Genomic DNA, 25,299 nt, shown 5'->3' with positions numbered 1-25,299 from the left:
TTCAGTCAAGGTGCTTATAGTTCATGGCATTTAGCTAACGGTATAAATCATGGAAATACCAACCTCGCTGCAAGAAAGAGTTACTTTATTTGAACGAGAGATTTCCTCTTTACTTGTAGATGTATGGCAGATAGATCAGATTAAGACTTACCAGCATTTCCATACCCAACAAGGAATTTACCAGTTGCTACTTAGGGGTGAAATGGCAACCTTGAGCAATGAGGCAATGCTCAATACTCCTAGTGGGCATATAGTTTTTGGTTGGAGTGTGCCTCACGATTTTGGGCGATCGCCATCATTAGTCAAAAGAAGTTTAGAGCAATTAATAACACGCTTGCCAATAACTGAAGTAGGTAGCTTGGCGGCTGATATGTATTTCAATCCGATACTGTGGCATTCTTACATACTCAATGCACCAGCATATCAAGCTGTTGTAGAAATCTTAACTGCCTGCTTGATTGAATTTACTCCACCTGACATCTGCGATCGCCTAGCAACAAGATTGATACAAATTCTGGCAAATCCCTTTTATACCAACGAAGTCGAAATCAAACAGCGTCAGAGGATTTGCTGTGTTCCTGAATTGTATTTAACACCAACTTTACAAGATTGCTTAGCGTTAGTGCTAGAGCTACCACCATCTTCGCAAAACATACATCTAGTTGAACAACTTGTGCTTGGAAAATGGGATTTTGGACCTTTCGATCCTGCTAATTACTTTGGGAAAATGTACTACACTCCTCAAGGGTTTCCTTGTTACAACGATGATGCCAAGTCTCAACAGCAGCAATGGCAATTCAACTTTGATGCATATGCGTACCCATATGATTTTGACAGTTGTAAATCAATTCGGGCATATCAAATTTACGGACGTGGTTTCTACTCACAATCAGACAAAGGACTTTGCTATTACTTTCCACGCTTGATGAATCGTTTGCATGAATATGGACGTTTCGGCTATACAGAATTTTGTCAAGCTGTACAACATTTACCACACATTCTTAATGATGCTTGTGAATTGACTGCTGATGGAGTTATCACTACTTTTCACGCGCAAGTTAGCGATGAATTTAGCCGAGTAATTGTAGAATACTGTGACAAATTAGTACGGGAAACAGCCCAAAACCTTTCAAAAGAAAACTACTACATCCTGACACGAATTAAGATTCAAGGCAGTCATTATTTATTAGAATCTGTTAGGCAACATAGCATATTTCAACTTGGTAAGCTGGTGTATCCTCACGCCAACAAGTATTACAGGCAAAATCCGAACAAAATTAAGTGGCAAGATGGAATTACGAGGGCTGTGCTTAACTTGGCACAAGCAACTGATACTGAACCAGAATCACCCACAGATCGTAAAACACTTGTTGCTCAGTTGCAAAGATTACCTTTTACTTCATTAAAATATTTACTACCGATTGCTCAAAATAGCCAGAATGTATTGTGTGTAGCTTTGGGTTGGGATGAGGCATTACCCTTAACAAATATACTGAAAATTATTAAACAAAACACTGCCGATACATTTGAAGTAGAACTTGATTTAAAAACAGTTGCTGCGCTGAGAAGTGCTTTTGTAAAAGCTGGGGATTTAGGACGCGAAATTTGGACGCTATGGCGTGAGGCTAAAGTTTTTGATAAGAATACTGTATTTTTGATTGAGGCGATCGCGGGTTGGAATCGTACAGAAATTGAACAGTCACTACCTAAACGCAAGCAGTTTGCTGCCAAAGCTTATGGTTTGTTACCCCTCGAACAGGGACAAGAAGAAGTTCTAGAACGTTATTTATTTCTACAGCAGTTTCTCAAAGAAAGCAAAAAATTTGGTGCAGAAAAACAGGCAAACGAACAAACAGCAGTGCAACAAGCTTTAGCGTATTTAGCACAAGTCGCAGGTTATCCCAACGCGCAAAGCTTAGAGTTGATGATGGAGGCGCGTTTTAACCAAAAGATAGCACCAGAAACGTGTCATTGGTCAATTGGTGAATATCAACTAACCCTTGCTTTGAGCCAAGCTGATGTTCAACTTAGAGTATACCGAGGCGATCGCTTGCTTAAGTCTGTGCCTACAGTTGTTCGCCAAAATCAAATCTATACCGAAATTAAAGCGACAATACAGCAACTGCGCAATCAGATAACTCGCTTTCGCTGTCATTTTGAGGAAATAATGGCAACAGGGCAGAAGCTAAGCTATGAGGAACTGAGTATCTTTAGTCAAATCCCGATCGCACGGGATATGTTGAATCAACTTGTTTTATTGACGGAACAAAGCTGTGGTTTGTTTGTGGCTGATACCTTAGCAGTACAAAACTTGGATGGCAAATTGATACCATTACAGAATCAAACTTATATCGCTCATCCAGATCATCTTTTTCACAAAGGTGAATTAGCAGCATGGCAACAAGAAATTGTGCGTCAACGCCTTGTACAGCCTTTTAAACAAGTATTTCGCAAACTTTATTTGGTGACACCTGCGGAACAAGAAACTTACAATTATTCGTATCGCTTTGCAGGACATAAACTAGAATCACGGGTCGTTGCTAGGCTATTACAATCGCGGGGTTGGCAGCTTGGTTATGGTGAATATCCGATACCGTTTAAAGTCTTTCCTGAATTAGATTTAGTTGCCTATTTTGAGTTTCAAGATGCGAGTTACTATTTATCTGCATCAGAGGAGATTACAAGCGATCGCATTTATTTTCAAGCCGATCAATTTATTGATGGAACAGCGTTACCTTTAGTTGATATCCCGCCAGTCATTTTCTCTGAAGTGATGCGTGATGCTGATTTAGTCGTTTCGGTAGCACAACGCGAGGGAGACACACGTTTATCACAAGAGACTTATCAACAACGTGGGGACTTAATCAGAACGCTAGTCGCTGATTTGGGTTTAGCAAATGTGACTGTCGCAGGACATTTTGCGCAAGTACAAGGAAAATTAGCTTGCTATCAAGTACATCTTGCTAGTGCAGCAATTCACATTGAACCAGGTCATCATCTTTGTATTGTTCCGGATCGCTGGGGAAAACGACAGAAACTTTTTTTGCCTTTTAGCGATGGTGGCGATTCAAAGATCAGCGAGGTTATCAGTAAGATTTTATTACTGGCAAATGATGACAAAATCAAAGATAAAAGCATTTTGCATCAGATTCAGACGAGGTTGTAATTTATACTGCTATTAATTGATCTTCTTTTGGCGTGCAATCGTGTTTGTTGCGTATCCACATCCATAACGCACCTAAGTCAAGAAAGATGATTATTTGCACCAATAATCACTTGATCTCCACTGCAACTTGCTAACGACCAAACTGAGGTAACAAGAAGAAGTAGTAAAGTGCAGAGAAATCCTGTGCTAGCAGTACGCCATTTACGCCTCATAATCAATTTCTCCAGTGTTTTTACTAATGCACCTATGTAGCTGCAACTTCTTGCCATTCCTGTACAACAAAGCGTGGAACAGTAATATGAATGAAGCGATCGCCAACTAAAGGTAAACTCAGTTTTAATGATTCTGTAGGTAAATTTGGTAAAACATCTTTGAAGTCATATTGAGCAATTGTTGGTGCAGGTGCTTCATCTAAAAACACATCATTTGCTGTCAAAGTGTCGCCTGTAGGCGTTGTAATTCGGAGTGGTTGTGGATGAACTAACTCTGCAACTGTTGGAAATCCTACGAGTCTTAAATTAATTAAAGCTGATTGTCCAGGTTTCGCTTGTTTAAACAAAATGACTTGCCAGGAATTTCCGGAAGAATCTGTTAATCTCTGCTGAGAACGATACAGTATTTCTCCTGGTGCTTCAATTTGACTAACCGCTGCAAGTACTGGCTGTGAGATGAAAGTTCCAATACCTAAGAATATAATTATTGTCCATATTCCTAGTAGTAACAGCCAAAGCACAGTTTGCAAAAGATTTTGGTACAATGACCTTCGTTTTCTTCTCAAACGCACCATTGTTTTTCTCCAATACTATTAATATAGTTTGCAGATTTTGCCTCACATTTGTATCCGATAAGGAAATAGTTATTCTTTACTCTGTGCCTCTGTAGTTCAGACATAAGTAACTGCGCTAGTCGGAAACTAGCAGCAGTTTTGAAATTGAGAACTAAGATAATGCTTCTACTTGTTGTTTTTGACTGTCTTGAGGACTTTCTTTACTAACAGATTGAATCGTCAAAACTGAAGCAGGAGCGTGATGAAGAACATAATTACTCACACTACCAAGAAACAACTCTTTTAGACTAGAATGACCGCGCCTTCCTAAGATAATTAAATCAGCATTCCATTGACGTGCATAGTCACAAATCGCACGACTAGGAGTACCAAAAACCTGCTCAAAAGCAGCTTTAACACCCATACGAGAGGCTTGTTCGCTGCGATCGCGTAGCATCTCAATTCCTTGTTGTTCAAACTCCCGCCATTGCTGACGATGCAACTCGGCAATTTCACTGCTTAAACCAGGATAGTATTCTTCTCTCATCAAAGAAGTATCTGGACTTCCTTGTTCCTCTGGAGAAAGAACGTGCAACAACATGACATTAGCATTCGTTGCTTTAGCCACATCAATTGCTTGTTGAAAAACTTGTTCGCCCATAGGAGAACGATCGAGTGCAACGAGAATTCTGGTGTACATAAAAACGCTCCTCAATGAAAGTTAGTAATAGGTAATTATTGGAATTTTATGATTTGACTTCTATTCCTTCTACTGCGGCGATTTGTAGTAGAGTTTTAAGTACAGAATCGGGGTTGAGGCTAATTGAATCAATTCCTTGCTCAACTAAGAAACGGGCAAATTCGGGATAATCGCTGGGTGCTTGACCGCAAATACCAATTTTGCGATTGTATTGTTTCGCAGTTGCGATCGCCATTTGAACTAATTTTTTCACAGCATCATTGCGTTCATCAAATAAGTCTGCAACCATTGCTGAATCGCGGTCTAAACCTAATGCAAGTTGGGTCAAATCATTAGAACCAATCGAAAAGCCATCAAAAACTTGGCTGAATTCCTCAGCTAACAGTACATTGCTAGGCAATTCACACATGACATAAACTTGTAACCCGTTTTCACCTTGTACCAAGCCATGTTTTGCCATCTCTGCTAAAACTTGACGTCCTTCATCAGGAGTGCGACAAAACGGAACCATTAAGATGACATTTGTCAAGCCCATTTCTTCGCGGACTTTCTTGATAGCTTGACACTCCAAAGCAAAGCCTTCATGGTAGCGATCGCTATAATACCGAGATGCGCCGCGCCAGCCAATCATAGGGTTTTCTTCTTGTGGTTCAAAATCGCGTCCACCTAAGAGATTGGCATATTCATTGCTCTTAAAATCTGATAGCCTGACGACTACAGGTTTTGGGTAAAAAGCTGCCGCAATTGTTGCTACACCTTGCGCTAACTTATTCACAAAGTATTGCGGTTTATGTTCATATTGCGAAGTTAATGTGGCAATTTGATCTTTGATTGCATCTTCTGGAAGTTCATTAAAGTGAATCAACGCCAACGGATGCACCTTAATATGGTTAGCGATAATAAACTCCAACCGTGCTAATCCGACACCATCATTAGGAATTGCAGCCACACCAAACGCTTCTGCAGGATTACCCAAGTTAATCATGATTTGCGTGCGGGTGCGCGGTAAATTTTCCAGCGTTACTTCTTGAACTTCATAAGGTAATATGCCTTGATAAACTTTACCTTCTTCACCTTCAGCACAAGAAACTGTGACTTCTTGACCAGTTTTCAACAAACTAATTGCATTACCACTACCAACGATCGCCGGAATTCCTAACTCGCGGGCAATGATTGCAGCATGACACGTCCGTCCGCCTTGGTTGGTGACAATCGCACTCGCTTTTTTCATGATCGGTTCCCAGTCAGGATCGGTTTTATAAGTCACCAAAACTTCTCCCGCTTTAAACTGATCGAGTTTGTGAACGTCTAGAATCACGCGGACTTTTCCTTGACCGATTGCTTCGCCAATACTGCGTCCTGTCACGAGGACTCGACTACGTTCTTGCAGCGAGTAACTTCGCAATACATTCTGATGTTTTTGCGATTGCACCGTTTCAGGACGCGCTTGGACAATAAACATTTCTCCTGTAATCCCGTCTTTCGCCCATTCAATGTCCATCGGGGTGAAAGTTCCTCGCACTTGGGAATAGTGATCTTCAATCAAGCAAGCCCACCGCGCTAGTTGCAAAACTTCCTCGTCGTTAAGGGTGAACTGTGTGCGATCGTCAAGGGGTACAGGGATGTTTTTTGTTTGTTTAGAACCACCAACATCGTAAACAAGTTTCAGTTCTTTTGTCCCAATGCGCTTTTCTAAAATCGGGCGGAAGCCAGCTTTTAAGGTTGGTTTAAACACCAAGTATTCATCAGGGTTAACCATTCCTTGGACGACATTTTCCCCTAACCCGTAAGCAGCAGTAATCAACACTGCGTCTTTAAAACCAGATTCGGTATCAATCGAAAACATAACTCCTGAAGCAGCCATATCCGATCGCACCATCTTTTGCACGCCGACAGAAAGTGCAACATCTAAGTGATCAAATCCTTTGATTTGGCGATAGGAAATTGCCCGATCTGTAAACAAGGAAGCAAAGCATCGATGACAAGCGTCGAGAACTGCGGCTAATCCGTGGACATTGAGATAAGTTTCCTGTTGTCCGGCAAAACTTGCATCGGGTAAATCTTCAGCAGTAGCACTAGAACGCACCGCAACATCGGTATCAAAACCGTAACGCTGACACAAATGATTGTAAGCAGTGGCGATCGCTTCTTCTAGTTCTGTGGGAAATGAGGTTTGCAAAATTAAGGAACGTGCTTGTCTACCTTTTTGTCGTAGTTGGTTGACATCTTCAATATCTAAATCTGCAAACAATTTACCTAATTCTGCTTCCAATCCAGCCGACTGCATAAAGTAGCGATAAGCCGTTGCGGTGGTAGCAAAACCACTGGGAACGTTGATTCCTTGGTTGGATAGTTGCTGGATCATTTCTCCTAGAGAAGCATTTTTACCACCCACCAAGGCGAGATCAGCTAAGCTAACTGTATCTAGTTCCAACACGAAAGCTTGCTTACCAGCAGTTTGAGCAACCGTAGTTTGCAACATCAATCAACTTCCTCTTAGCATTAGTTAGTTTTCGTGAGAAGCTTTTGTGGAGAACTCGCGATTTACTTCTCATTTTTACATCTTTAGTTATAGGAAAACAACTTGAGGAAATTGTGAGGTTGCGTTGACCTTATTGTTGATTTAGTGTAGCAATTAACCACCGACTAATTGCCCCGTCATCTTCAGTTTGAGAACGTTTCAAGGCTTCTTCTACTAAGTTAATATCTAGTCCTGGTAACACTTGTGATTCACGAATGAAATGACTCTGTGTTGGTGTTAAACAACTTACAATCACTTTACCTGCATTAACATCAACAACCCAGTATTCTTGTACGCCCATGCGTTGATAAAGCTTTTGTTTGCGATTGCTATCGTCTTCTAGGGAAGAAGCCGCAACTTCAACTACAAGTGTTGGTGGATCGAGTTCATTTAAGTTTACAGGTGCATTATTACGCGGCGGAAATCTCAAGTTTTTGCCGACATAGTATGCAATATCAGGTTGTGCTTCTTGCAATCGAGCTTTTCTAAAACTGGTGTTTGTCAATTCTTTAATTGCAATGTTCTTCATTGCTGCATATAAAACAATAACGGTAGAAACAACGGAATTATCTTGACCGTGCGCAGAACCTAATGGCGACATCTCAATCCTCATGCAGCCTTCATCGTAGTAAAACCTTCCACTTACTAAAGTCGGATCGTCCGCAAACGTCAGAAAATCTTCCCAAGCTGCTGCTACCCAGGTGTCAGTAGGAACGGTGTTTAAGACTGGAGGTGGATTAACCATCGCCGCAAGCTTCTAGTATTGTCCGATATTAAATATGTTACTTCAACAGAGCTTTTCTCTATCGCTGTGTTCTTGAACGCCAAACCTCTGCACGATAATCTAATACTTAAGAATCGTTACAATTAGAAATAAAATTACACTATGAGTCAAACTGCGCTTAATTTAACGGCGATCGCCATATTTCTAACGACAATGACAGCTTTGCTAGGACCAATGTTTAATCTGTCCCCTACACTTCCCGCGATCGCGACTTTTAGCCTTCTAGGGCTTGCTACGTTAGATAGTTTCGGCTTACAGGGTAAGGGCGGTACACTAATACTAGACTGGTTAGCAAGTTTTTCTCCTCAACACCGCGATCGCATTATTCGCCATGAAGCTGGACACTTTCTTGTCGCGCATCTTTTAGGCATTCCGGTTACAGGCTATGCTTTAAGTGCTTGGGAAGCTTTACAACAAAAACATCCAGGACAAGGTGGGGTAAGCTTTGATGATACCGAAGTTGCATCTCAACTCGCCCAGGGAACAATCTCAGCTCAATTGTTAGATCGTTACTGTACAATCTGGATGGCAGGAATCGCTGCAGAAACCTTAGTATACGATCGCGCCGAAGGTGGTGCTGATGACCGTCAACATCTTCAGACCGTGCTTTCATCGTTGGGATTTTCTGCTGCAAGTGTAGAACTGAAGCAGCGATTTTGTAGCTTACAAGCGTGTACCTTACTAAAACAAAATTGGGCAACGTATGAAGCTTTAGTTACTGCAATGCAAGAACGCACTGATGTTGCTAGTTGTAGTGATTTAATTGATTCATTAACACTAAAATCAAATCTAGTTGGTTAAATAATTATTTAAGTAGTCAGTTCAAACATAGTTTTGAGTTTTGAATTAAAAGAATTTTCATAACTCATAATTTAACACTCAACACTTCACGACTCTAAATTGGTGGACTTTGTTTATAGTGTACGAATCCATTCGCCCAGCATTCTAGCCATTAACAGTGTAGTTAGTCTGTGCAATTGACAATACAGTTTCTGCCAGCAGCTTTAGCTTGCAACAAATATTCGTCAGCGCGGGCTAAGATCTGTACGCCTTCAGGATCGTCAGAGGCTCTAAGACAACTTGTCCCGATACTGATTGTAACGGGAATTGCCAAATAATTATTAATGACAAATGGTTGCTCACTCACAATGCGTTGCAATCGACGAGCAACGACTGATGCGTCTTGACAGTTAGTGTTATGCAGCAAAATCACAAATTCCTCACCACCGTAGCGAAAGGGAATGTCGTTTGATCGCAAGTTATAGCGCAAGCGCGAACTCAGTAATTTGAGAATGCGATCGCCAATTAAATGTCCGTATGTATCATTGACAACTTTAAAATAATCGACATCTAGCATCAAAATACTTAAAGGAATTTTGTAGTTTCGGCTAGTTCTAATTTGGCGAAGTAAATTACTTTCTAAAGCGCGTCTATTATTGAGTTCTGTCAAGGCATCTATATATGCGATCGTTGATAGAACATCATTTTTTTGAATCAGGTCGCGGTATTTTTTTACCTTACGTAAACCAACTTGAATATGGGCAAGTAACAAACGTGTAATTGGTTGCAATTTATCTAAATTCAAATCATCTGGTAGCCATATATAAGCATCAGCAGCTTCTTCTAATGCTGTAGCAGTTGCATCAAATTCCCAATCCCAATTTGCACGCTTTCTTTCTTCGATAAGTTGTACGCGATCCTCGACGAGAATGCAATATATCCACGATAAGGGTGCTTGCTGTTTCAGCCACTGGCAAAGATCTAAACTTTGCTCTAAGCCAGCTTGTACCAGAAGAATATCTGGTGGTCTAACCTCGATCCAATTTTGTGCTTCGTTGACATTAATAGCAAATTCTACAGTAAAGTCTGTTCCATGCCGAATCTGGTATGGCAGCTTGTCAAAAAAATCTTGTCCGCCAACAGTCAAAATTGAAGAGTGCATGGTAACGCTATGTGCTCAATCTCAAATATGTAGCCTTTAGTACTCATAAAATGTATTTGCATTTACCCTAGCTTTAATTTTAAAGTCACTATTTTTACTGTTGTTTATAATTTAATTTGAAATTGCTTGCGTATATTTCATATCGTGTGGCATTCTTAGTTCTTCATAATTGCTTGTGATTTTACCTATTATTTCGTCTCATTGTTTGTAGAAAAATAGTCTCTTCATCCATATTTATTAATCATTAAACTAGTCGATCGCTCCTGAACAATAAGTAATAAATTTAATTATATTACCTACGTATTATCACTCATGAAAAAATAGTATCACTCAAAAGACTATACTTTTGTCAAATCTTTATGCTTGTTATATCAACCATTTAAGATTTTAAAAAAAATTAAGGAAAATAGGGAGTGAGAAAAAGTGAGAAAAGGTCAGAAATAAAGTCAGTAAAGCGTTAGTGACACAAGACGAAATTGCATAAATACTTAGTATCGTATCGTATATATCTATACATATATAGTAACTAAGTAACTTTTGATTTTGGTAAAGACCTTTATTTGCACCGAGAACCATCTAAAATATGGGGACAGAGACAATAACAGGAGTGACTTTCGTGGAGTCGCGTTACAACCCCGCAGCAATCGAGGAAAAGTGGCAACAAACTTGGGCTGATCTTGGTTTAGACAAAACTCAGACAGATAGTGCTAAGCAAAAATTTTATGCGCTATCAATGTTTCCCTATCCATCGGGTAGTCTGCACATGGGTCATGTTCGTAACTATGTTATTACGGATGTTATCGCCCGACAAAAGCGAATGCAAGGATATCGGGTGTTACACCCTATGGGTTGGGACGCTTTTGGTTTACCTGCAGAAAATGCAGCAATTGATCGCGGAATACCACCAGCAAAGTGGACGTATCAAAATATTGGCCAGATGCGATCGCAACTTCAACGCTTAGGCTTATCAATTGACTGGGATCGCGAAGTCGCTACGTGTTCGCCTGATTATTACAAGTGGACGCAGTGGATTTTCTTGCAATTTCTTCAAGCAGGACTTGCATATCAAAAAGAAGCCGCAGTCAATTGGGACCCGATCGATCAAACTGTCCTCGCTAACGAACAAGTAGATAGTGAAGGGCGATCGTGGCGCAGTGGTGCGAAAGTAGAACGCAAATTGTTACGTCAGTGGTTCTTGAAAATCACCGATTACGCTGAAGAATTGTTAAATGATCTTGACAAACTACCAGGATGGCCTGAGCGCGTCAAGTTAATGCAAGCAAACTGGATTGGTAAGTCAATCGGTGCGTACTTGGAATTTCCCATTGTCGATTCGGATGAAAAAATCGGCGTTTACACAACACGCCCTGACACTGTTTATGGCGTAACGTATGTTGTCTTAGCACCCGAACATCCTTTAACAAAGCGCGTCACCACGCCCGAACAGCAAGCCGCAGTAGAAGCATTCGTGCAAGAAGTTGCAAACCAAAGTGAATTAGAACGCACCGCTGAAGATAAACCGAAGCGGGGAATTCCGACAGGTGGTAAAGCAATTCATCCCTTTACTGGCGAAGAAATTCCAATTTGGATCGCAGATTATGTCTTGTACGAATACGGTACTGGTGCAGTCATGGGAGTTCCCGCCCACGATGTGCGTGATTTCAAATTTGCCCAAGAGAAGAATTTACCAATCAAAGTTGTGATTATTCCTGAAAACAGTGACGCATCAACACTAACAGCAGCATACGTTGAACCAGGAATTGTGGTAAATTCGGGTGAATTTGATGGGATGGCTTCTACAGATGCGAAAGAAGCGATTGTCAAACACGCCGAGAAACATGGTTTTGGTAATGCACGAATTCAGTATCGCCTGCGCGATTGGTTAATTTCTCGACAGCGATATTGGGGCGCACCGATCCCTGTGATTCATTGTCCTAACTGTGGCATAGTCCCAGTTCCCGATGAGGATTTACCTGTAGAATTGCCAGAAGAAGTTGAATTTACAGGTCGTGGTGGTTCGCCTTTAACGCAATTAGACTGGGTAAATGTACCTTGTCCAACTTGTGGAACGCCCGCTAAACGGGAGACTGATACGATGGATACATTTATTGATTCGTCGTGGTATTATTTGCGTTATCCTGATGCGAGAAACGATCAACAGGCGTTTGATCCAGCAAAAACGAATGATTGGATGCCAGTCGATCAATATGTTGGCGGTATCGAACACGCGATTTTGCACTTGTTGTACTCGCGATTCTTTACTAAAGTATTGCGCGATAGAGGCTTATTAAACTTTGACGAACCTTTCCAACGCCTGTTAACGCAAGGGATGGTACAAGGAACAACCTACAAAAATCCTGTTACAGGTAAGTACATTTCACCCGCACAAGTCGATCCTAACGATCCTAAAGATCCCGAAACTGGCGAACCGTTGCAAGTCTTCTATGAGAAGATGTCTAAATCTAAATACAACGGTATTGATCCTGAAGAAGTCTTAGCCAAATATGGTGTGGATACTGCACGGATGTTTATCTTATTCAAAGCACCTCCAGAAAAAGACTTAGAGTGGGAAGACGCCGATGTTGAAGGACAATTTCGCTTTTTAAATCGTGTTTGGCGTTTAGTCACCGATTACAGCAATCAGCCAGCAGTCGTTAGTCAGCAACCAGCATCAACCAAACCAGAAAAAGAACTGCGACGGGCGATTCATACTGCAATTAAAGCTGTGAGTGAAGACTTAGAAGGCGAATATCAATTTAATACCGCCGTTTCTGAGTTAATGAAATTAAGTAACGCACTTGCTGATGCACCGTGCAAAGACTCGGCAATTTACACTGAAGGTATTCAAACTTTACTAATATTGCTAGCACCTTTTGCACCTCATATTGCTGAGGAATTGTGGCACAGTTTGGGTAACACCGAATCAATTCACATTCAACCTTGGTTGAAATACGATGAATCAGCCTTAGTCGCTGACGAAATCACGTTAGTAGTTCAAATCAACGGTAAAAAACGCGGTGACTTACAAGTACCCGCGCAAGCTGACAAAGCTGAACTTGAAAAGTTTGCCCGCGAATCTGAAGCTGCGCAGCGTTACATCGAAGGTAAAGACGTAAAAAAGGTCATTGTTGTACCTGGAAAACTTGTCAACTTCGTCGTTGGATAAGATATTTTCAGCGTAGAGCGATCGTTTTCAATCACCCGCCGTAAACCACCCCAACCTACTTAGGGTTTGACTTTCGGTGGTTGGGTGCATTGAGTTTGTTATGCTGCGTTTCTTGTCAAATACTACGCTCGTCTTTATGGGATAAAGATCCGTCGTGCGCCTCGGTAGCTATCGATACTAAGTACAATTTCAATTAAGCTTTCGACGCACCGACTTCGATATTCGGGTTCATTGAGTAGCCGGTCAGCATTGCTAATTGTGACTACAGGTAAGGAGGCGGATGTGCTTTCCTCACGCATCACTTGCTCCAGCGAATCTTTCCCTTTCATACTGCGATTAGCTGTGAGCAGAATCATTTGGTTTGTCTGTGCTAATCGCCATACAACCCTGTCATCACTATCAGTAGGTAGTTCCAACTCTGCGAAAGTAACAAACTGGATTGGAATAATATCTAGCCAGCCTTGACGGGCAATGGCACAAAGAAAACTAAGGCATGACCTCTGAGATTGTGATCGATCAGAAAAATCATGCCGCAGATTCGCGCTTTGCTTTCACGGCTCGGAGTTTTTCCCAAGCGGCTTCGGTGCCTGGTTTAGGAGGTTGTCTTAGGATTTGGTCAACTCGCTCACGGTTTTGTGCTTCGTAGTACTGCCGCAGATCCTCAGCCTCTTTAAGAACTTGCTGATACTCAGCTTCTACCTCAGCACGATTGGCTTCAATATAAGCTAGTGCAACATTAATTTGTTCCTCTGTTAGCTCAAACAATCCTTGAATAAACCTGGGTGGATATTGAGCTATCACATAGTCCATCACATCGTACAGGGTGATGCGGGTTCCTGCAATTGTTAATCCCCGCTCCGTTCGGACTACAGCTTGTTTATTCATTTGATGCCATTGTTAGAGCTAAAGCCTTAGCTTTTACCGATAAAATCAATTTTACCGCACAAAAAAGAAAGGGGAGCATACGCCTTCAACCATAATTTATGAATTCTCAATCTTCAATCAAACATATTTAAACCTGCTTCTTGTAGATAGCCAACAGTAAACTCCAACATCTAGTAAATCTGCTTGTGCTGTTAATGACTGCGATCGCACTTTCCAAAAATAATATCCCAATTCGACTACCAGACAAACGCTGGCAACACATTCTTGAAGAACATCCCGAACTTGTTGACAGTAAAACACAAATACTTGACGCGATCGCTCAGCCCGAATGTATTCTAGAAGGTAGAGAAAGCGAACTGCTAGCTATGCAAGAAATTTAATCAGGAAAGTAGCTTATAGTTGCTTATCGCGAACTCATTAATGATGGATTCATTATTACAGCCTTTCTAACCCGCCGTTAATACTTAACTCGCAGGAAACAAATATGACCTTAGCTAAGATTGATCTCAGTCTCTATACGCAATTAGTGACTAATATTAAACATCTTCCTTCCCAAGATTTTTATTTATCTTACGATGCAAAAGCAGATGTTGTGTATATTAATTTTCAAAATCCTGCGGCATCTGCTGATGACAGTGAACTCACACATGATGATGTTATTATTCGCTATAACAAACATGACGAAATTATTGGATTAACTATCTTACACGCTAGTAAGCGTTAGTAGATACTTAAAAATATGCACATAAATCATACAAAAAATTGCAAAGCGGTAATTTTTGCCATAGGTTTCGGTACTCTTTTATTTCCAGCTAGCAAAGCCATTAAAAAAGAACTCTTACCAATTATTGATAAGGGAAGAGCAAAACATATTATTTAAATTATTGCTGAAGAAGAAATCAACGCAGGAATTGAGGAAATTAGCATATTAGAATGAGGAAATTTGGATTTTATACAACTCACCGGAACATGACATTGCCGCAGATTTAGTGAATTTGAGTGTACCAAATTATACAGGTGGAGAAGGCGATCGCGCAAAGTTTATCGTATATCTACAGGCTGAATTTCAGACTCATTAAAATGTAATAGTAACTGTATAACGTGCTGAGTTTGTCAAGTAAATTAGTGCCGTCAGCAGGTTGATGTTTGGGTCTTGCTTTGGAGGAATGATAACAGGGTTTGCAGACGAAGCGGATATGGTTGGATATCAGTTTAAGGTGTATTGACGAGGTATTTGTAAAGGTCATCAATCACAGCATCAGCAGCCAACAAATTTCCTCCTGTCCAGGTTAATTGATCCACAAAATACACTTGATTTTGTTGAACGGCTTTCAGTTGATTCCAAAGTGGTCTTTGTTGTAGCTGTTTGAGAGCCTGCTCATCATTGTCTGTAAAAGACATTACGAACATAACATCGCCATCAGATTTCTCCAATTCTTCTTCAGAAAAATCAATATAACCATAGTCCGTTGTCACATCTTGTGAGGCAGGACGCTTTAATCCAACATCATTGAGAATGGAGCCATCAAATGAGTTTTTTACATTGCTCCCTATCCGACCAAAGTAGAACCAACTGACGGAAATCGTCTTGTCTTGATAGCGATCGCCTAAAGCGAGTTTTAATTCTTCAATTCGTTGATAGTAGCGATTCCATGTTCGCTGAGCAATGTCTTGCTTCCCTAGTACTTCAGCCATGAAATTAAAAACATCTCGCCAAATTATATTACCTTGAAAATGATGTAGTGCAGTAGGAGCAATGTTTGAAAGCAGGGGATAAATTGCTTCATGATAAAGATTATTACCTACAATTAGATCAGGCTTTAGGGATAATATCTTTTCTAAATTTGACTGCTCCTCAGTTCCTAGTGTTTCTATCCCTTCAGTTTTATTCCCTAAATAGGTAGGGAGCCTCTCCCCCCAATAGACAAGATTATTACTACCAATGGGTTTAATGCCAAGGACAAGGGCGTTACCTAAAGCCAATGGGGACAAGGTGACAACACGTTGGGGATTATTGGGAACACAGGTATATCCTATTGCGTGTTTAATAGTACGGCAGTCGGCGATGTCTATAGTAGTTGAATTTGACTGCCTTTGCTCTAGCTGCAATGTATCAGCGCAGGCTGCGATCGCTATAACTGTAACAGTTGTCAGAAAGATGGGTAAAAACTTGCCTTTGTTCAAAATCTTTCGAGGTTGCCATAGTACCTGCAACCTTGAAAGAACAAAATGGGCGACCCAAGCAAACTTAGCTGAAGCAGGAAGTAAAACAGCTTTGACATCAAACAGGAATAACTGAATTGCACGACTAAATCTCTTTTCCATTACGAAGAATACTTCCCCAACGTATACTTGCACATCATCCACAATATGAACGTGCTGTGTCTGGGCAGATTTTTTATTGGTGACTAACAAGAGGGCAAGTTAAAACTCCCAACTGATAGAACCAGTGATTGCACGGGGATCACTTCTAAAAAGATAGGCTGTTCCATAGCTATAGTCTGCGTCGAAAAGATTACGAATATTGAGCGCTCCATTAAAACGACCTCTACGATAGTAAATTGCTGCATCAGTACGTAAGTAACTCGATGCTTCAAAAGTATTTGGCAAATCTACTGGTCGAGCGCCCACATAAAATAACCCCAGACCAAATCCTAATCCCTCTAGAGCGCCATCTTGAATCTTATAGGTAGTCCAGAGACTGGCTTGGTGTTCCGGCACACCCGCTGGTTGATCCCCCACAAGAATAGAGTTATCTTCAGTAACCGCTGCATCGGTATAAGCGTAAGAAACAATTATATTCCAACCAGGCAAAATTTCACCTATAGTATTGAACTCAACTCCTCGACTGCGCTGCTCTCCCACCTGAACGGAAAAACCCTGCACCGCTCGTACAGGATCAGGATCTGCTGTAATCACATTCGTCTTAGTAATTTCATAAGCTGACAATATAGTTGAAAGTCTGCGCTCTAAAAAGTCTGCTTTGACACCCACTTCATATTGAGTTCCTCGGGTCGGTACGAACAACTCGTCATCAGGGTTACGACTGAATGAAGGAACAAAAGATCGGCTGTAACTAGCGTAGAGAGACACCGTATCGCTGGGTTGATACACCAAACCGACGCGGGGACTGAAGGCATCATTATTCAAAGTATCAGATTCTTCTCCCCCACTTGAAGCCCAATCGAAGCGTCCACCAATTAATAACTTCAGGTTATCTAGAAGGCTGATCTGATCCTGAAGATAGACACCATAAGATTGACCAAAACTAAATCTGAGGGGGGTTATGTCATATTCTGGTATTGGAATGACGTAATTTGGGTTATTAATATCGAGATTGGGAAGGTTGAATGAATTGACTCGAAAATAATTGACATAGCGATTAAAATCGAAACCTAGTAATAATTGATGCGATATCGTTCCCGTATCAAACTTTCCAAGCAAATCAACTTGTCCAAAGTAGTTGTCTATCGTAAATTCACGATCTTCACCAATTATCTCGAAGAAACGATCATCCACTAGCGCTGTTGGAATATTTGTATTTTCTTCTGTTCTATTAAACAACACAGCAAGATTGTTACGAATTTGCCAGTTATCGCTAAACTCATGACTGAATGTATAGCCTAATCGGTGGACTGTCTGGGCGCTATAGTGTATGTCAGGATAGGATGGAAAGAAAGTTCGAGTGACAAGACTACCGTTGCTGAAAGCCCAACGACCGGATGGCGAACTGAATGCTAGAGGCGGATCTGCACTAAACCTCATGTACTCATAGTAAAAATTCAGATCAGTCTGATCGCTTAATCTAAATGTGATTGAGGGTGCAATTTCAATAAAACTTGTGTTGACAAAATCTTGATAACTGCCTGCATTTTGATAGCTGGCAATAAAGCGATAGAGTACCGTTTCCTCTTCATCCACAGGACCCGATAAATCAATGCTGGGTTGATAAAAGTTATAGCTTCTTGCCTCAAAGGAAAGATTGTAGTAAGGTTCACTGAGTGGTTGCCGAGTAATTACATTGATGATACCTCCAGGTTCTACGGCTCCATACAAAACTGAGGCAGGTCCTCTAAGAATTTCTACTTGTTCGATAGTACTGAGTCCTGTCAAGCTGTAAAAATCCGTATCTCGGAAGCCATTGCGAAAATTTCCGCTTTGTGTAAATCCTCTGATGGTATATCCCCCTGCTGGGATAAGGTTGTATCTGCCGCCATCTACAATGCCACTGACTGTTTCTACTGCTTGAACTAGATCTGTTACATTACGATCCTCTAGCACTTGTCTTGGCACAACTTGAATTGATTGAGGAATATCTCGCAGTGGTGTATCGGTTCGTGTTGCAGTTGTCGCATTCGATGGATTATATCCTTCATCCTGCTCACCCGTTACCACAATCTCAATCGTGTCTTCCTCTGTAACTTCTCCAACTTCCCCCAGCGTTACCGCTAGCACTAATCCCCGTGCTTCTGCTGTTACCTCAGCCACTGGCGGCGCATCGGTTCCTGTAATCGCCACCCGCACTTGATCGCCTGGCAACTGGGTCACATTTACTGATGCAATCCCTGCGATCGCGTTTTCCTGAAAGTATTCTTGGGCAATTCTGGCGTTGGGAATTTCTAGAGTCAGTGCATTGCCGACAGTTCGAGTTTCTGGAACAGACAGTTCACCTTCTGCCGTTTCTAAAATTACCTGCAAGCCTTCCTCGGTTGCTTCTACGCACACGTTGGTAATTTGCACAATCGACGCTTCAATCTGTGCGAGCCACTCTTCAACTGTTGTTGCTGGCTGCTTGTTGCCTAATTGATGGGAGCGATTTGCTAACTGTTCCTCCTGTGCCAAAACCGGCGACATTCCCCAACCGTTTGCAATACAACTCGCTAAACTTGCCAATAACCAAAAATGAACCTGAAACAATAATTTCCACGAAGGCAACGCCAAACGTTGATTGCTCACACTGACTCCTCACACGCCATCGACCAACTCCACTTTTTGCGAAGACTTCTTAATAAGATGAAACTTAGTTTAGAGAAGCGCTGAGGATGGTGTCTACTCCAAAACGGACTTGGATGATCGCAAAACAGACTTTTTGCCCAATATACACTCACGGGGAGTAATGCCAAACTTACGCTTAAACGCTGCCGTAAAATGCCCAGGATTGGAATAACCCGTTATCATAGCAACTTCAGTAATGGTGATATTGCCATGTCGTAACCACTGTTCAGCCAACGCCATGCGCTGGTCGGTGAGGTAGCCAAATACCGTTTTGCCAAACAGTTCTCGAAATCCGCGTTGCAGGGTGCGATCGCTTACTCCTACCTGTTGAGCTAATTCTATAACTGAAGGTGGATGCTCCAGGTTTGTCAACAAAATATCTCTAGCATAATAAATACAGTCGATCGTCGATGGTTTCAACTGCCAATCTGTCAGGTGATGCTGATCCTCCCCAATCAAATTGAGATGCATTGCTAACAGTTCCAACACTTTAGAGTGAAGATACAAGCGTCTCGCTTCGCCTCGATAGGGGGAGTTCCATAACTGTTGAGCGATCGCTCGCATCGCAGGAGTCACGGTTGGATAGAACGCAACTTTCCAATCATCACCTCTAAACAACTGTTTCCAAGAGTCGCAGGACTGTTGTTTGTTGTTGCAAAAAAACGAATTCAGCAGTTCCGGTTCAACCTCCACATTTATAATGAGCGATCGCTCTTGTCCTCGACATCTTTCAGTATAAGCAGGCGAGATACCGCTACCAGAGAAATAGCTACGCATTCCGCCTAAGTCGGGGTGAACTCCATCACAATAAACAAATCCAGATAAAAGAATTGAAATTTGAATCAAATGCTCGTGGACAGGCGTTTTTACAATCAAATCTTGATTAAATTCGCGCTCCCACAAATCCAGCCACATCCCAGGCAGCAACTCCAGCATGCGACAATATCCTTGCCCTATCTGCTTTGGTACTTCTACAAGCTCCTCAAACTCATCAAGCACTAAATTGTCAGAATGGGTAGTGAGAGTCTGCCAAAGTAATTCATCCCAGTCAAATTTATTAAGGATGAGCGTCATGGTAAAGCTGAACTTGGTAGGAAATTTAAATGCAAATCTTTCTTAATAATTCTACTACTATTTCACCGAAGAAAGGCAGAGGGCAGGAGCCAGGAGAATTTAATGTGTTAGAAAAGAATTCCTTAGCTTAGCTGTCTTCCCTACTAGTATGCGTTAATAGAACGTTGAAAATATGCAGACAAATCACACAAGAAAAATTCGCAAAGCGGTAATTCCCGCAGCAGGTTTTGGCACTCGTTTATATCCTGCAACCAAAGCTATTAAAAAAGAACTCTTCCCGATTATTGATAAAGATGGAAGAGCAAAGCCTGTTATTCAAATTATTGTAGAAGAAGCCGTTAATGCCGGAATTGAAGAAGTTGCAATAATTGTCCAAACAAGCGATCGCTCTCTTTTTGAAGATTTCTTTAAATCCCCACCTAAACCAGAACTTTTTCCCAAACTATCCCCACAGAACCAAAAATACAGTCAATATCTCCAAATTCTAGGTAGTAAAATAACAATCTTGACGCAAGATATACAAGAAGGTTACGGTCATGCAGTATTTTGTGCTAAAGAATGGGTAAATAATCAACCTTTTCTATTAATGCTAGGCGACCATATCTACGCTTCTGATACTAATAAATCTTGTACTGCACAAGTTTTAGATATTTACAACAAAGTCAATCAAAATACAATCGGCTTAACAACAATGCCAGCAGAAACTATTCATAAAGCTGGTTGTATTGCAGGTACTTGGCAACAAGATTCGATTCTTAGTGTTACGCAAGTTTATGAAAAACCTTCAATTGAATATGCGCGTCAGCACTTACGTGTTCAGGGAATACCTGAAGACAAATTCTTGTGTATCTTTGGTTTATACGCATTATCACCAAAGTTGTTTGATTTTTTAGAAGAAAATATTAAGAACGATAGCCGCGATCGCGGTGAATTTCAACTAACATCTGCCCTCGATCAACTACGAGCAGCCGAAGAAATGATAGGCTACGTTGTTGAGGGACGTTGTTTTGATACAGGAATGCCCGATGCTTATCTCCAAACAATGATTGATTTTAGGAAGATTAAGTAATACAACTCCAAAAAAAGTATGGTACGAGGCAAACAGTGAAATGATTACTGGTATTAATCACATTACTTTAGCTGTTAAAAACTTAGAAGAATCCTTCAGGTTTTATCAAGATATTTTAGGTTTTAAACCTATAGCTAAATGGAAAAAAGGAGCTTATTTCCTTGCTGGAGATTTGTGGTTTTGTATTATTCAAGATCAAAACATTTCAACATTCCAACTTGATTATACACACATTGCTTTTACAGTTTCTGAACAAAATTTTGAAGCGATGAGTAACCGTATAAAACATTCTCAAGCAATAATCTGGCAGGAAAACACTAGTGAAGGTGCTTCTCTCTACTTTACAGATCCAAACAATCATAAGCTAGAAATTCATGCATCAGATTTAGCAACAAGAATTAAGACATCCAAGGAAAAACCTTGGGAGGGGTTAGAGTTCTATATTTAGTTAAGGATTGCTCTGCTGATTCTTAATGCTTATACTAAAACATAGGTTACTCTGAGTTGATCAATGCATCTAACTATTACCAAAAACAGCATTGACTTGCCATCAGGTGCAGAAGTGGTCTTACGTCATCAAACTTGGTTAGATTATCAAGCGTTATTAGCAAGTCGTCAAGATAAAGCAGCAATTAAAATCTATTTTGACGCAACAACGCACGAGATTCGCATTATGGCACCTTTGCCCGAACACGGTAATAAATCTGATACGCTTTCTGATTTAGTCAAAAGTCTTTTGCGACACCTCAAGCAAGACTGGGTAAGCTTTGATTCAATTACACTAAAACGGTTTGAGCAAAAGGGGTTAGAACCAGATGCTTGCTTTTATATTGAAAATCGTGCTGCTATTTTGGGAAAAGAAAGAATTGATTTAGAAAAAGATCCACCTCCTGATTTAGCGCTAGAGATAGATTTGACATCATTTACCAAACCTGAAGATTACACAGCTATTGGTGTTCCGGAACTTTGGATCTACCGCAATCAAACACTTCACATTTATCTTTTTGATGGGCAGCAGTATCAAGAAAGTTTGCAAACTTCACTATTTCCAACGATTCCTGTCAAAGAACTGATTCCCGTATATGTAGAACGTAGTTGGAATGCAGGTTCTAGTGTTGCCTTAAGAGAATTTGAAAACATTCTTAAAGAAAATGGTAATTGGTAATAGTAAATAGGTCATTGTATAAAAAATGCACTTCAACAACGCGCAGAACGCGGTAACATAAATTCCTTACCTTCTGCTGCAAACTTGCCACGCACCATCAAGAATGCTTCGTCTAGGACATGAGGAACAGCTTGAAAGTTTGCATTTAGGCGATCGGGACTAAAGTATACTATAATCTCTTTAATATGCTGGAAAATCCTTGCCAAAATTGCATCTAATGTAGGGATGTTCGTTCCTACCAAATCAAAAAGCTTGAGTTGAGTATCTTCAATTTCCATACAAATCATCACATCTAAATCTTCTGCATAGTATAGAGGGCGAGTTGCTTCATTAACGCAAAATAAAGCTTTCTCCTGCTGCGGCAAAACTCCGACAATATTCGAGACGGGTGTACGAGTTTCTAAAAGTCGATGCAGTAGTTTAACATCATTAGAGTTGGAAAAATCTAATAATCGCAAGCGATCGCTACTTGCTTTTGCATCACACTGCGTCACAAACTTGTGTTCTTCCACAACACGAAAGCCAAAAGGTGCATATAATTCAGGTTGCGTTGTTGTCAGTACTAATATTTCATAACGGCGATCGCAATAATCCAGCACTTCCGTCATAATCTCCCGATAGTACCCGCGACGACGATATTCAGGATGCGTTGCCACAGCGTGAATTCCTCCTGCTGTGACACTTTCGCCCATAATGTTGAGTGGAATTTCTAAAACGCCGACGTGTGAAACCGCAATGTCATCGTGAAACCGTATAAACGGAGTAGAAGTAGTCTCCCAAGGTGCGCCCAGTTTTCTTGCAGATTCAACTAAGTTGCTAATGTCAAAACCAAAACTAGAAAATACGGTTTCTAGCAATGTAAACAATCGTTTGTATAAAGTGGGATCGCTAGAAAAAGACTGTTGAAAGTAGTGTTGATTCATGGTTTAGCCGACAATTCCTTTAGTAGTATTCCACATATACTACATATACTACACAGTATTATTATGAATTCCGGCAATGTGTACGCAGTTTTAATGCAAAAAGTGGCGTATTCCTGTAAATACCATGACTAAACCTAACTCATTCGCTGCATTAATCGAATCTTGATCGCGCATACTACCACCAGGTTGCACGATCGCAGAAATTCCTGCAGTAGCAGCATTTTTTACCGAGTCATCAAACGGAAAGAAACCATCACTTGCTAAGAATCCACCACTAGCTTTTTCTCCGGCTTGATCTAAAGCAATTTGTACTGAACCAACACGATTCATTTGCCCTGCACCGACACCCGCAGTCGTGCGATCGCGCGTCACCACAATTGCATTTGACTTGACGTGCTTGCAAACTTTCCAGGCAAACAACAATTCTGCTAATTGTTCTGGCGTCGGTTGCTCTTGTGTTACAACTTGCCATTGATTAGGATCAGCAACAACGTCATCCGCCGCTTGTACCAGAAATCCACCCGCAATCACTTTTACAGTTTCCTTTGCGCCTACATTTAACTCTGGTAGAATTAGAACGCGCACTTTAGATTTAGCCGCTAATATTTCCTGGGCTTCTGCGTCGCACCCAGGTGCAACCACACATTCCAAAAACGTCTTCGTTAACTCAGTTGCAGTCGCCGCATCAATTGAATGATTTAGAGCAACAATTCCCCCGAAAGCCGAAACTGAATCAGCATTAAAAGCTTTAGTATAAGCTTCTACAAGAGAATCTCCCAAAGCAACACCACAAGGATTTGTGTGTTTGATAATTGTTGCTGCTGGTGTATCTGTAAATTCAGTAATAATTCGCCGCGCTGCTTCTAAATCTACCAGGTTATTGTAACTAAGTTCTTTTCCCTGAAGCTTTGTAGCACTAGCCCAACCAGTTGCATTAGTACCACTTTGATACCAAGCTGCTTCCTGATGTGGATTCTCCCCATAACGCAAAACTTGCAACTGTGCCCCTATTAATGTAAATTCTTCCCTCGCCCCTCGCCCCTCGCCCCTCGCTCCTACTAAATAAGATGCGATCGCCTGATCATACCCCGACGTATGAGAAAATGCCTTAATTGCACATTCTTGGCGAAATTCTAGAGACGCTTCGCCATTGTGTTGATGTAATTCTTGTAAATAAGCATCGTAGCTTGCGGGGTCACACAATACTGTGAGGTAAGCATAATTCTTTGCTGCTGCTCTAAGCATAGCAGGACCGCCGATATCAATTTGTTCAACGGCATCTGCTAAGGTGACATCAGGTTTAGCGATCGTCTGTTCAAAAGGGTACAAGTTGACAACAACTAAATTGATCGGGCGAATCTGATGATTTTCTAAATCTGTTAGATCTTGTGGAACATCACGACGCGCCAAAATACCACCATGAATTCGTGGATGTAACGTTTTGACTCTTCCACCCAAAATTTCAGGTGAACCAGTGTATTCGGCAACTTTTGTTACTGGTAATCCTGCATCTTTCAATGCTTGGGCTGTACCACCACTGCTGATCAGGTCAAAGCCAAATTCTGCAACTAAACTCCGCGCAAAATCAACCACCCCAGTTTTATTAGATACACTCAGCAGTGCCAAACGCGCCATATGCAACTTCCTTATTTCCGAATTGAAAATAATAGCATTTTTTATAGATCAAAGCTTCATATCTAGTAACTGGCATCCAAGCTCTCTGTTCACTCTCCAAAGCACCAAAACAACACCAGTGCTACCGTACCCCAAATCAGCATATTAGGTAAATGCAACTCTCTAATAAAAGTTAGCGGAGTTAAAACAAAGATTTCAGTTATCCAACTAGAAGTAAGAAGCAAAAACAGGATTAGTAAAAATGGTGGCATAAAAGTTATATATTTTGGCAATCAACATCTTTCTACAGCAGCGATCTGCCGAAGGTAGGGGCGTTTCGCCATCGCACTCAGTTGTCATCCTAAATTATTTGCGAAGACCTCTCCTTATCTCTTTGCTCTGTATCTTCGTAGTAGCCTACCTACGTTAAACAATAATTTCCACAACTCAGACAGGGCTATTGTTGCACTTCTCATTTTAAATTTTTAATTCCCAAGCGACAGAAAACGCTAAGATAAATTGTGAAATG

At 41.0% G+C, this 25,299-nt stretch carries 20 protein-coding genes and 2 pseudogenes; 9 read left to right on the top strand and 13 right to left on the bottom strand.

Going from position 1 to position 25,299, the window contains the following annotated elements; all coding sequences use genetic code 11:
* The first annotated feature begins 49 nt into the window (after nucleotides 1–49).
* Nucleotides 50–3,166 (top strand): DUF4132 domain-containing protein, encoded by a 3,117-nt coding sequence (locus CSQ79_RS23095; protein ID WP_099703462.1) that lies wholly within the window; start codon nucleotides 50–52, stop codon nucleotides 3,164–3,166.
* Nucleotides 3,167–3,243: 77 nt separating this feature from the next.
* On the opposite strand, the gene CSQ79_RS28410 is transcribed toward CSQ79_RS23095, so the two are convergent.
* From CSQ79_RS28410 to CSQ79_RS23070, 5 genes are all read right to left on the bottom strand, one after another.
* A complete protein-coding gene (locus tag CSQ79_RS28410; RefSeq protein WP_289501471.1) occupies nucleotides 3,244–3,378 on the bottom strand; it encodes a hypothetical protein in 135 nt (44 codons plus the stop codon).
* 32 nt (nucleotides 3,379–3,410) lie between these two features.
* Nucleotides 3,411–3,953, bottom strand: coding sequence for a DUF3122 domain-containing protein (locus CSQ79_RS23085; RefSeq protein WP_289501470.1), 543 nt, complete (start codon nucleotides 3,951–3,953; stop codon nucleotides 3,411–3,413).
* Between the two features lie 151 nt (nucleotides 3,954–4,104).
* The gene (locus tag CSQ79_RS23080) at nucleotides 4,105–4,632 is read right to left on the bottom strand and encodes a universal stress protein (protein WP_099703460.1); all 528 of its coding nucleotides are present in this window, start codon (nucleotides 4,630–4,632) and stop codon (nucleotides 4,105–4,107) included.
* 46 nt (nucleotides 4,633–4,678) lie between these two features.
* Nucleotides 4,679–7,114: a phosphoenolpyruvate synthase gene (gene ppsA / locus CSQ79_RS23075; RefSeq protein WP_099703459.1), complete on the bottom strand. Its 2,436-nt coding sequence runs from the start codon at nucleotides 7,112–7,114 to the stop codon at nucleotides 4,679–4,681.
* A gap of 130 nt (nucleotides 7,115–7,244) precedes the next feature.
* Nucleotides 7,245–7,898: a Uma2 family endonuclease gene (locus CSQ79_RS23070; protein WP_099703458.1), complete on the bottom strand. Its 654-nt coding sequence runs from the start codon at nucleotides 7,896–7,898 to the stop codon at nucleotides 7,245–7,247.
* Nucleotides 7,899–8,039: 141 nt separating this feature from the next.
* Between CSQ79_RS23070 and CSQ79_RS23065 the strand changes: the two genes are divergently transcribed.
* The gene (locus CSQ79_RS23065; RefSeq protein WP_099703457.1) at nucleotides 8,040–8,738 is read left to right on the top strand and encodes an ATP-dependent Zn protease; all 699 of its coding nucleotides are present in this window, start codon (nucleotides 8,040–8,042) and stop codon (nucleotides 8,736–8,738) included.
* 163 nt (nucleotides 8,739–8,901) lie between these two features.
* On the opposite strand, the gene CSQ79_RS23060 is transcribed toward CSQ79_RS23065, so the two are convergent.
* Complete coding sequence (locus CSQ79_RS23060) at nucleotides 8,902–9,879, bottom strand: GGDEF domain-containing protein (protein WP_099703456.1); 978 nt, start codon at nucleotides 9,877–9,879, stop codon at nucleotides 8,902–8,904.
* Nucleotides 9,880–10,495: 616 nt separating this feature from the next.
* Between CSQ79_RS23060 and leuS the strand changes: the two genes are divergently transcribed.
* Nucleotides 10,496–13,045, top strand: coding sequence for a leucine--tRNA ligase (gene leuS, locus CSQ79_RS23055; protein WP_099703520.1), 2,550 nt, complete (start codon nucleotides 10,496–10,498; stop codon nucleotides 13,043–13,045).
* A 134-nt stretch (nucleotides 13,046–13,179) separates the two neighbouring features.
* Here leuS and CSQ79_RS23050 read toward each other — a convergent pair.
* A pseudogene (locus tag CSQ79_RS23050) lies at nucleotides 13,180–13,574 on the bottom strand (ACP S-malonyltransferase).
* Entirely contained in the window at nucleotides 13,571–13,930 is a 360-nt protein-coding gene (locus CSQ79_RS23045) for a DUF433 domain-containing protein (protein WP_099703455.1), read from the bottom strand. Before CSQ79_RS23045 ends, CSQ79_RS23050 begins: the two are co-directional and overlap by 4 nt.
* 185 nt (nucleotides 13,931–14,115) lie before the next feature.
* Here CSQ79_RS23045 and CSQ79_RS23040 point away from each other — a divergent pair, with 185 nt between their 5' ends.
* The 3 genes and pseudogenes from CSQ79_RS23040 to CSQ79_RS29050 form a co-directional block, all read left to right on the top strand.
* Nucleotides 14,116–14,310 carry a hypothetical protein gene (locus tag CSQ79_RS23040; RefSeq protein WP_289501466.1) on the top strand — a complete coding sequence of 65 codons (195 nt, stop codon included), beginning with the start codon at nucleotides 14,116–14,118 and terminating at the stop codon, nucleotides 14,308–14,310.
* Between the two features lie 104 nt (nucleotides 14,311–14,414).
* Entirely contained in the window at nucleotides 14,415–14,654 is a 240-nt protein-coding gene (locus CSQ79_RS23035; RefSeq protein ID WP_099703454.1) for a DUF2283 domain-containing protein, read from the top strand.
* A 15-nt stretch (nucleotides 14,655–14,669) separates the two neighbouring features.
* A pseudogene (locus CSQ79_RS29050) lies at nucleotides 14,670–14,807 on the top strand (UTP--glucose-1-phosphate uridylyltransferase); the annotation flags it as partial.
* Between the two features lie 335 nt (nucleotides 14,808–15,142).
* Here CSQ79_RS29050 and CSQ79_RS23020 read toward each other — a convergent pair.
* The 3 genes from CSQ79_RS23020 to CSQ79_RS23010 all read right to left on the bottom strand — a co-directional run bounded on the left by CSQ79_RS23020 (nucleotide 15,143) and on the right by CSQ79_RS23010 (nucleotide 19,999).
* A complete protein-coding gene (locus CSQ79_RS23020) occupies nucleotides 15,143–16,345 on the bottom strand; it encodes an ABC transporter substrate-binding protein (protein ID WP_289501465.1) in 1,203 nt (400 codons plus the stop codon).
* A 9-nt stretch (nucleotides 16,346–16,354) separates the two neighbouring features.
* Nucleotides 16,355–18,886, bottom strand: coding sequence for a TonB-dependent siderophore receptor (locus CSQ79_RS23015; protein WP_289501464.1), 2,532 nt, complete (start codon nucleotides 18,884–18,886; stop codon nucleotides 16,355–16,357).
* Between the two features lie 93 nt (nucleotides 18,887–18,979).
* Entirely contained in the window at nucleotides 18,980–19,999 is a 1,020-nt protein-coding gene (locus tag CSQ79_RS23010) for an AraC family transcriptional regulator (RefSeq protein ID WP_099703453.1), read from the bottom strand.
* Nucleotides 20,000–20,171: 172 nt separating this feature from the next.
* Here CSQ79_RS23010 and CSQ79_RS23005 point away from each other — a divergent pair, with 172 nt between their 5' ends.
* From CSQ79_RS23005 to CSQ79_RS22995, 3 genes are all read left to right on the top strand, one after another.
* Nucleotides 20,172–21,068: a UTP--glucose-1-phosphate uridylyltransferase gene (locus tag CSQ79_RS23005; protein ID WP_099703452.1), complete on the top strand. Its 897-nt coding sequence runs from the start codon at nucleotides 20,172–20,174 to the stop codon at nucleotides 21,066–21,068.
* Between the two features lie 40 nt (nucleotides 21,069–21,108).
* Nucleotides 21,109–21,516, top strand: a complete 408-nt coding sequence (locus tag CSQ79_RS23000; RefSeq protein ID WP_099703517.1) for a fosfomycin resistance glutathione transferase — start codon at nucleotides 21,109–21,111, stop codon at nucleotides 21,514–21,516.
* A gap of 63 nt (nucleotides 21,517–21,579) precedes the next feature.
* The gene (locus CSQ79_RS22995) at nucleotides 21,580–22,233 is read left to right on the top strand and encodes a Uma2 family endonuclease (RefSeq protein ID WP_099703451.1); all 654 of its coding nucleotides are present in this window, start codon (nucleotides 21,580–21,582) and stop codon (nucleotides 22,231–22,233) included.
* Between the two features lie 32 nt (nucleotides 22,234–22,265).
* Here the strand turns inward: CSQ79_RS22995 and CSQ79_RS22990 are convergent, their stop codons facing one another.
* Nucleotides 22,266–23,156: a GNAT family N-acetyltransferase gene (locus CSQ79_RS22990; protein WP_099703450.1), complete on the bottom strand. Its 891-nt coding sequence runs from the start codon at nucleotides 23,154–23,156 to the stop codon at nucleotides 22,266–22,268.
* 90 nt (nucleotides 23,157–23,246) lie between these two features.
* The gene (gene purH / locus CSQ79_RS22985) at nucleotides 23,247–24,791 is read right to left on the bottom strand and encodes a bifunctional phosphoribosylaminoimidazolecarboxamide formyltransferase/IMP cyclohydrolase (RefSeq protein WP_099703449.1); all 1,545 of its coding nucleotides are present in this window, start codon (nucleotides 24,789–24,791) and stop codon (nucleotides 23,247–23,249) included.
* Nucleotides 24,792–25,299: the final 508 nt, after the last annotated feature.

It is taken from the genome of Gloeocapsopsis sp. IPPAS B-1203 (assembly GCF_002749975.1).
Taxonomy (GTDB): domain Bacteria; phylum Cyanobacteriota; class Cyanobacteriia; order Cyanobacteriales; family Chroococcidiopsidaceae; genus Gloeocapsopsis.
Note: the sequence above shows the minus strand (reverse complement) of the source record. Positions and strands in the feature narration are given on the sequence as shown.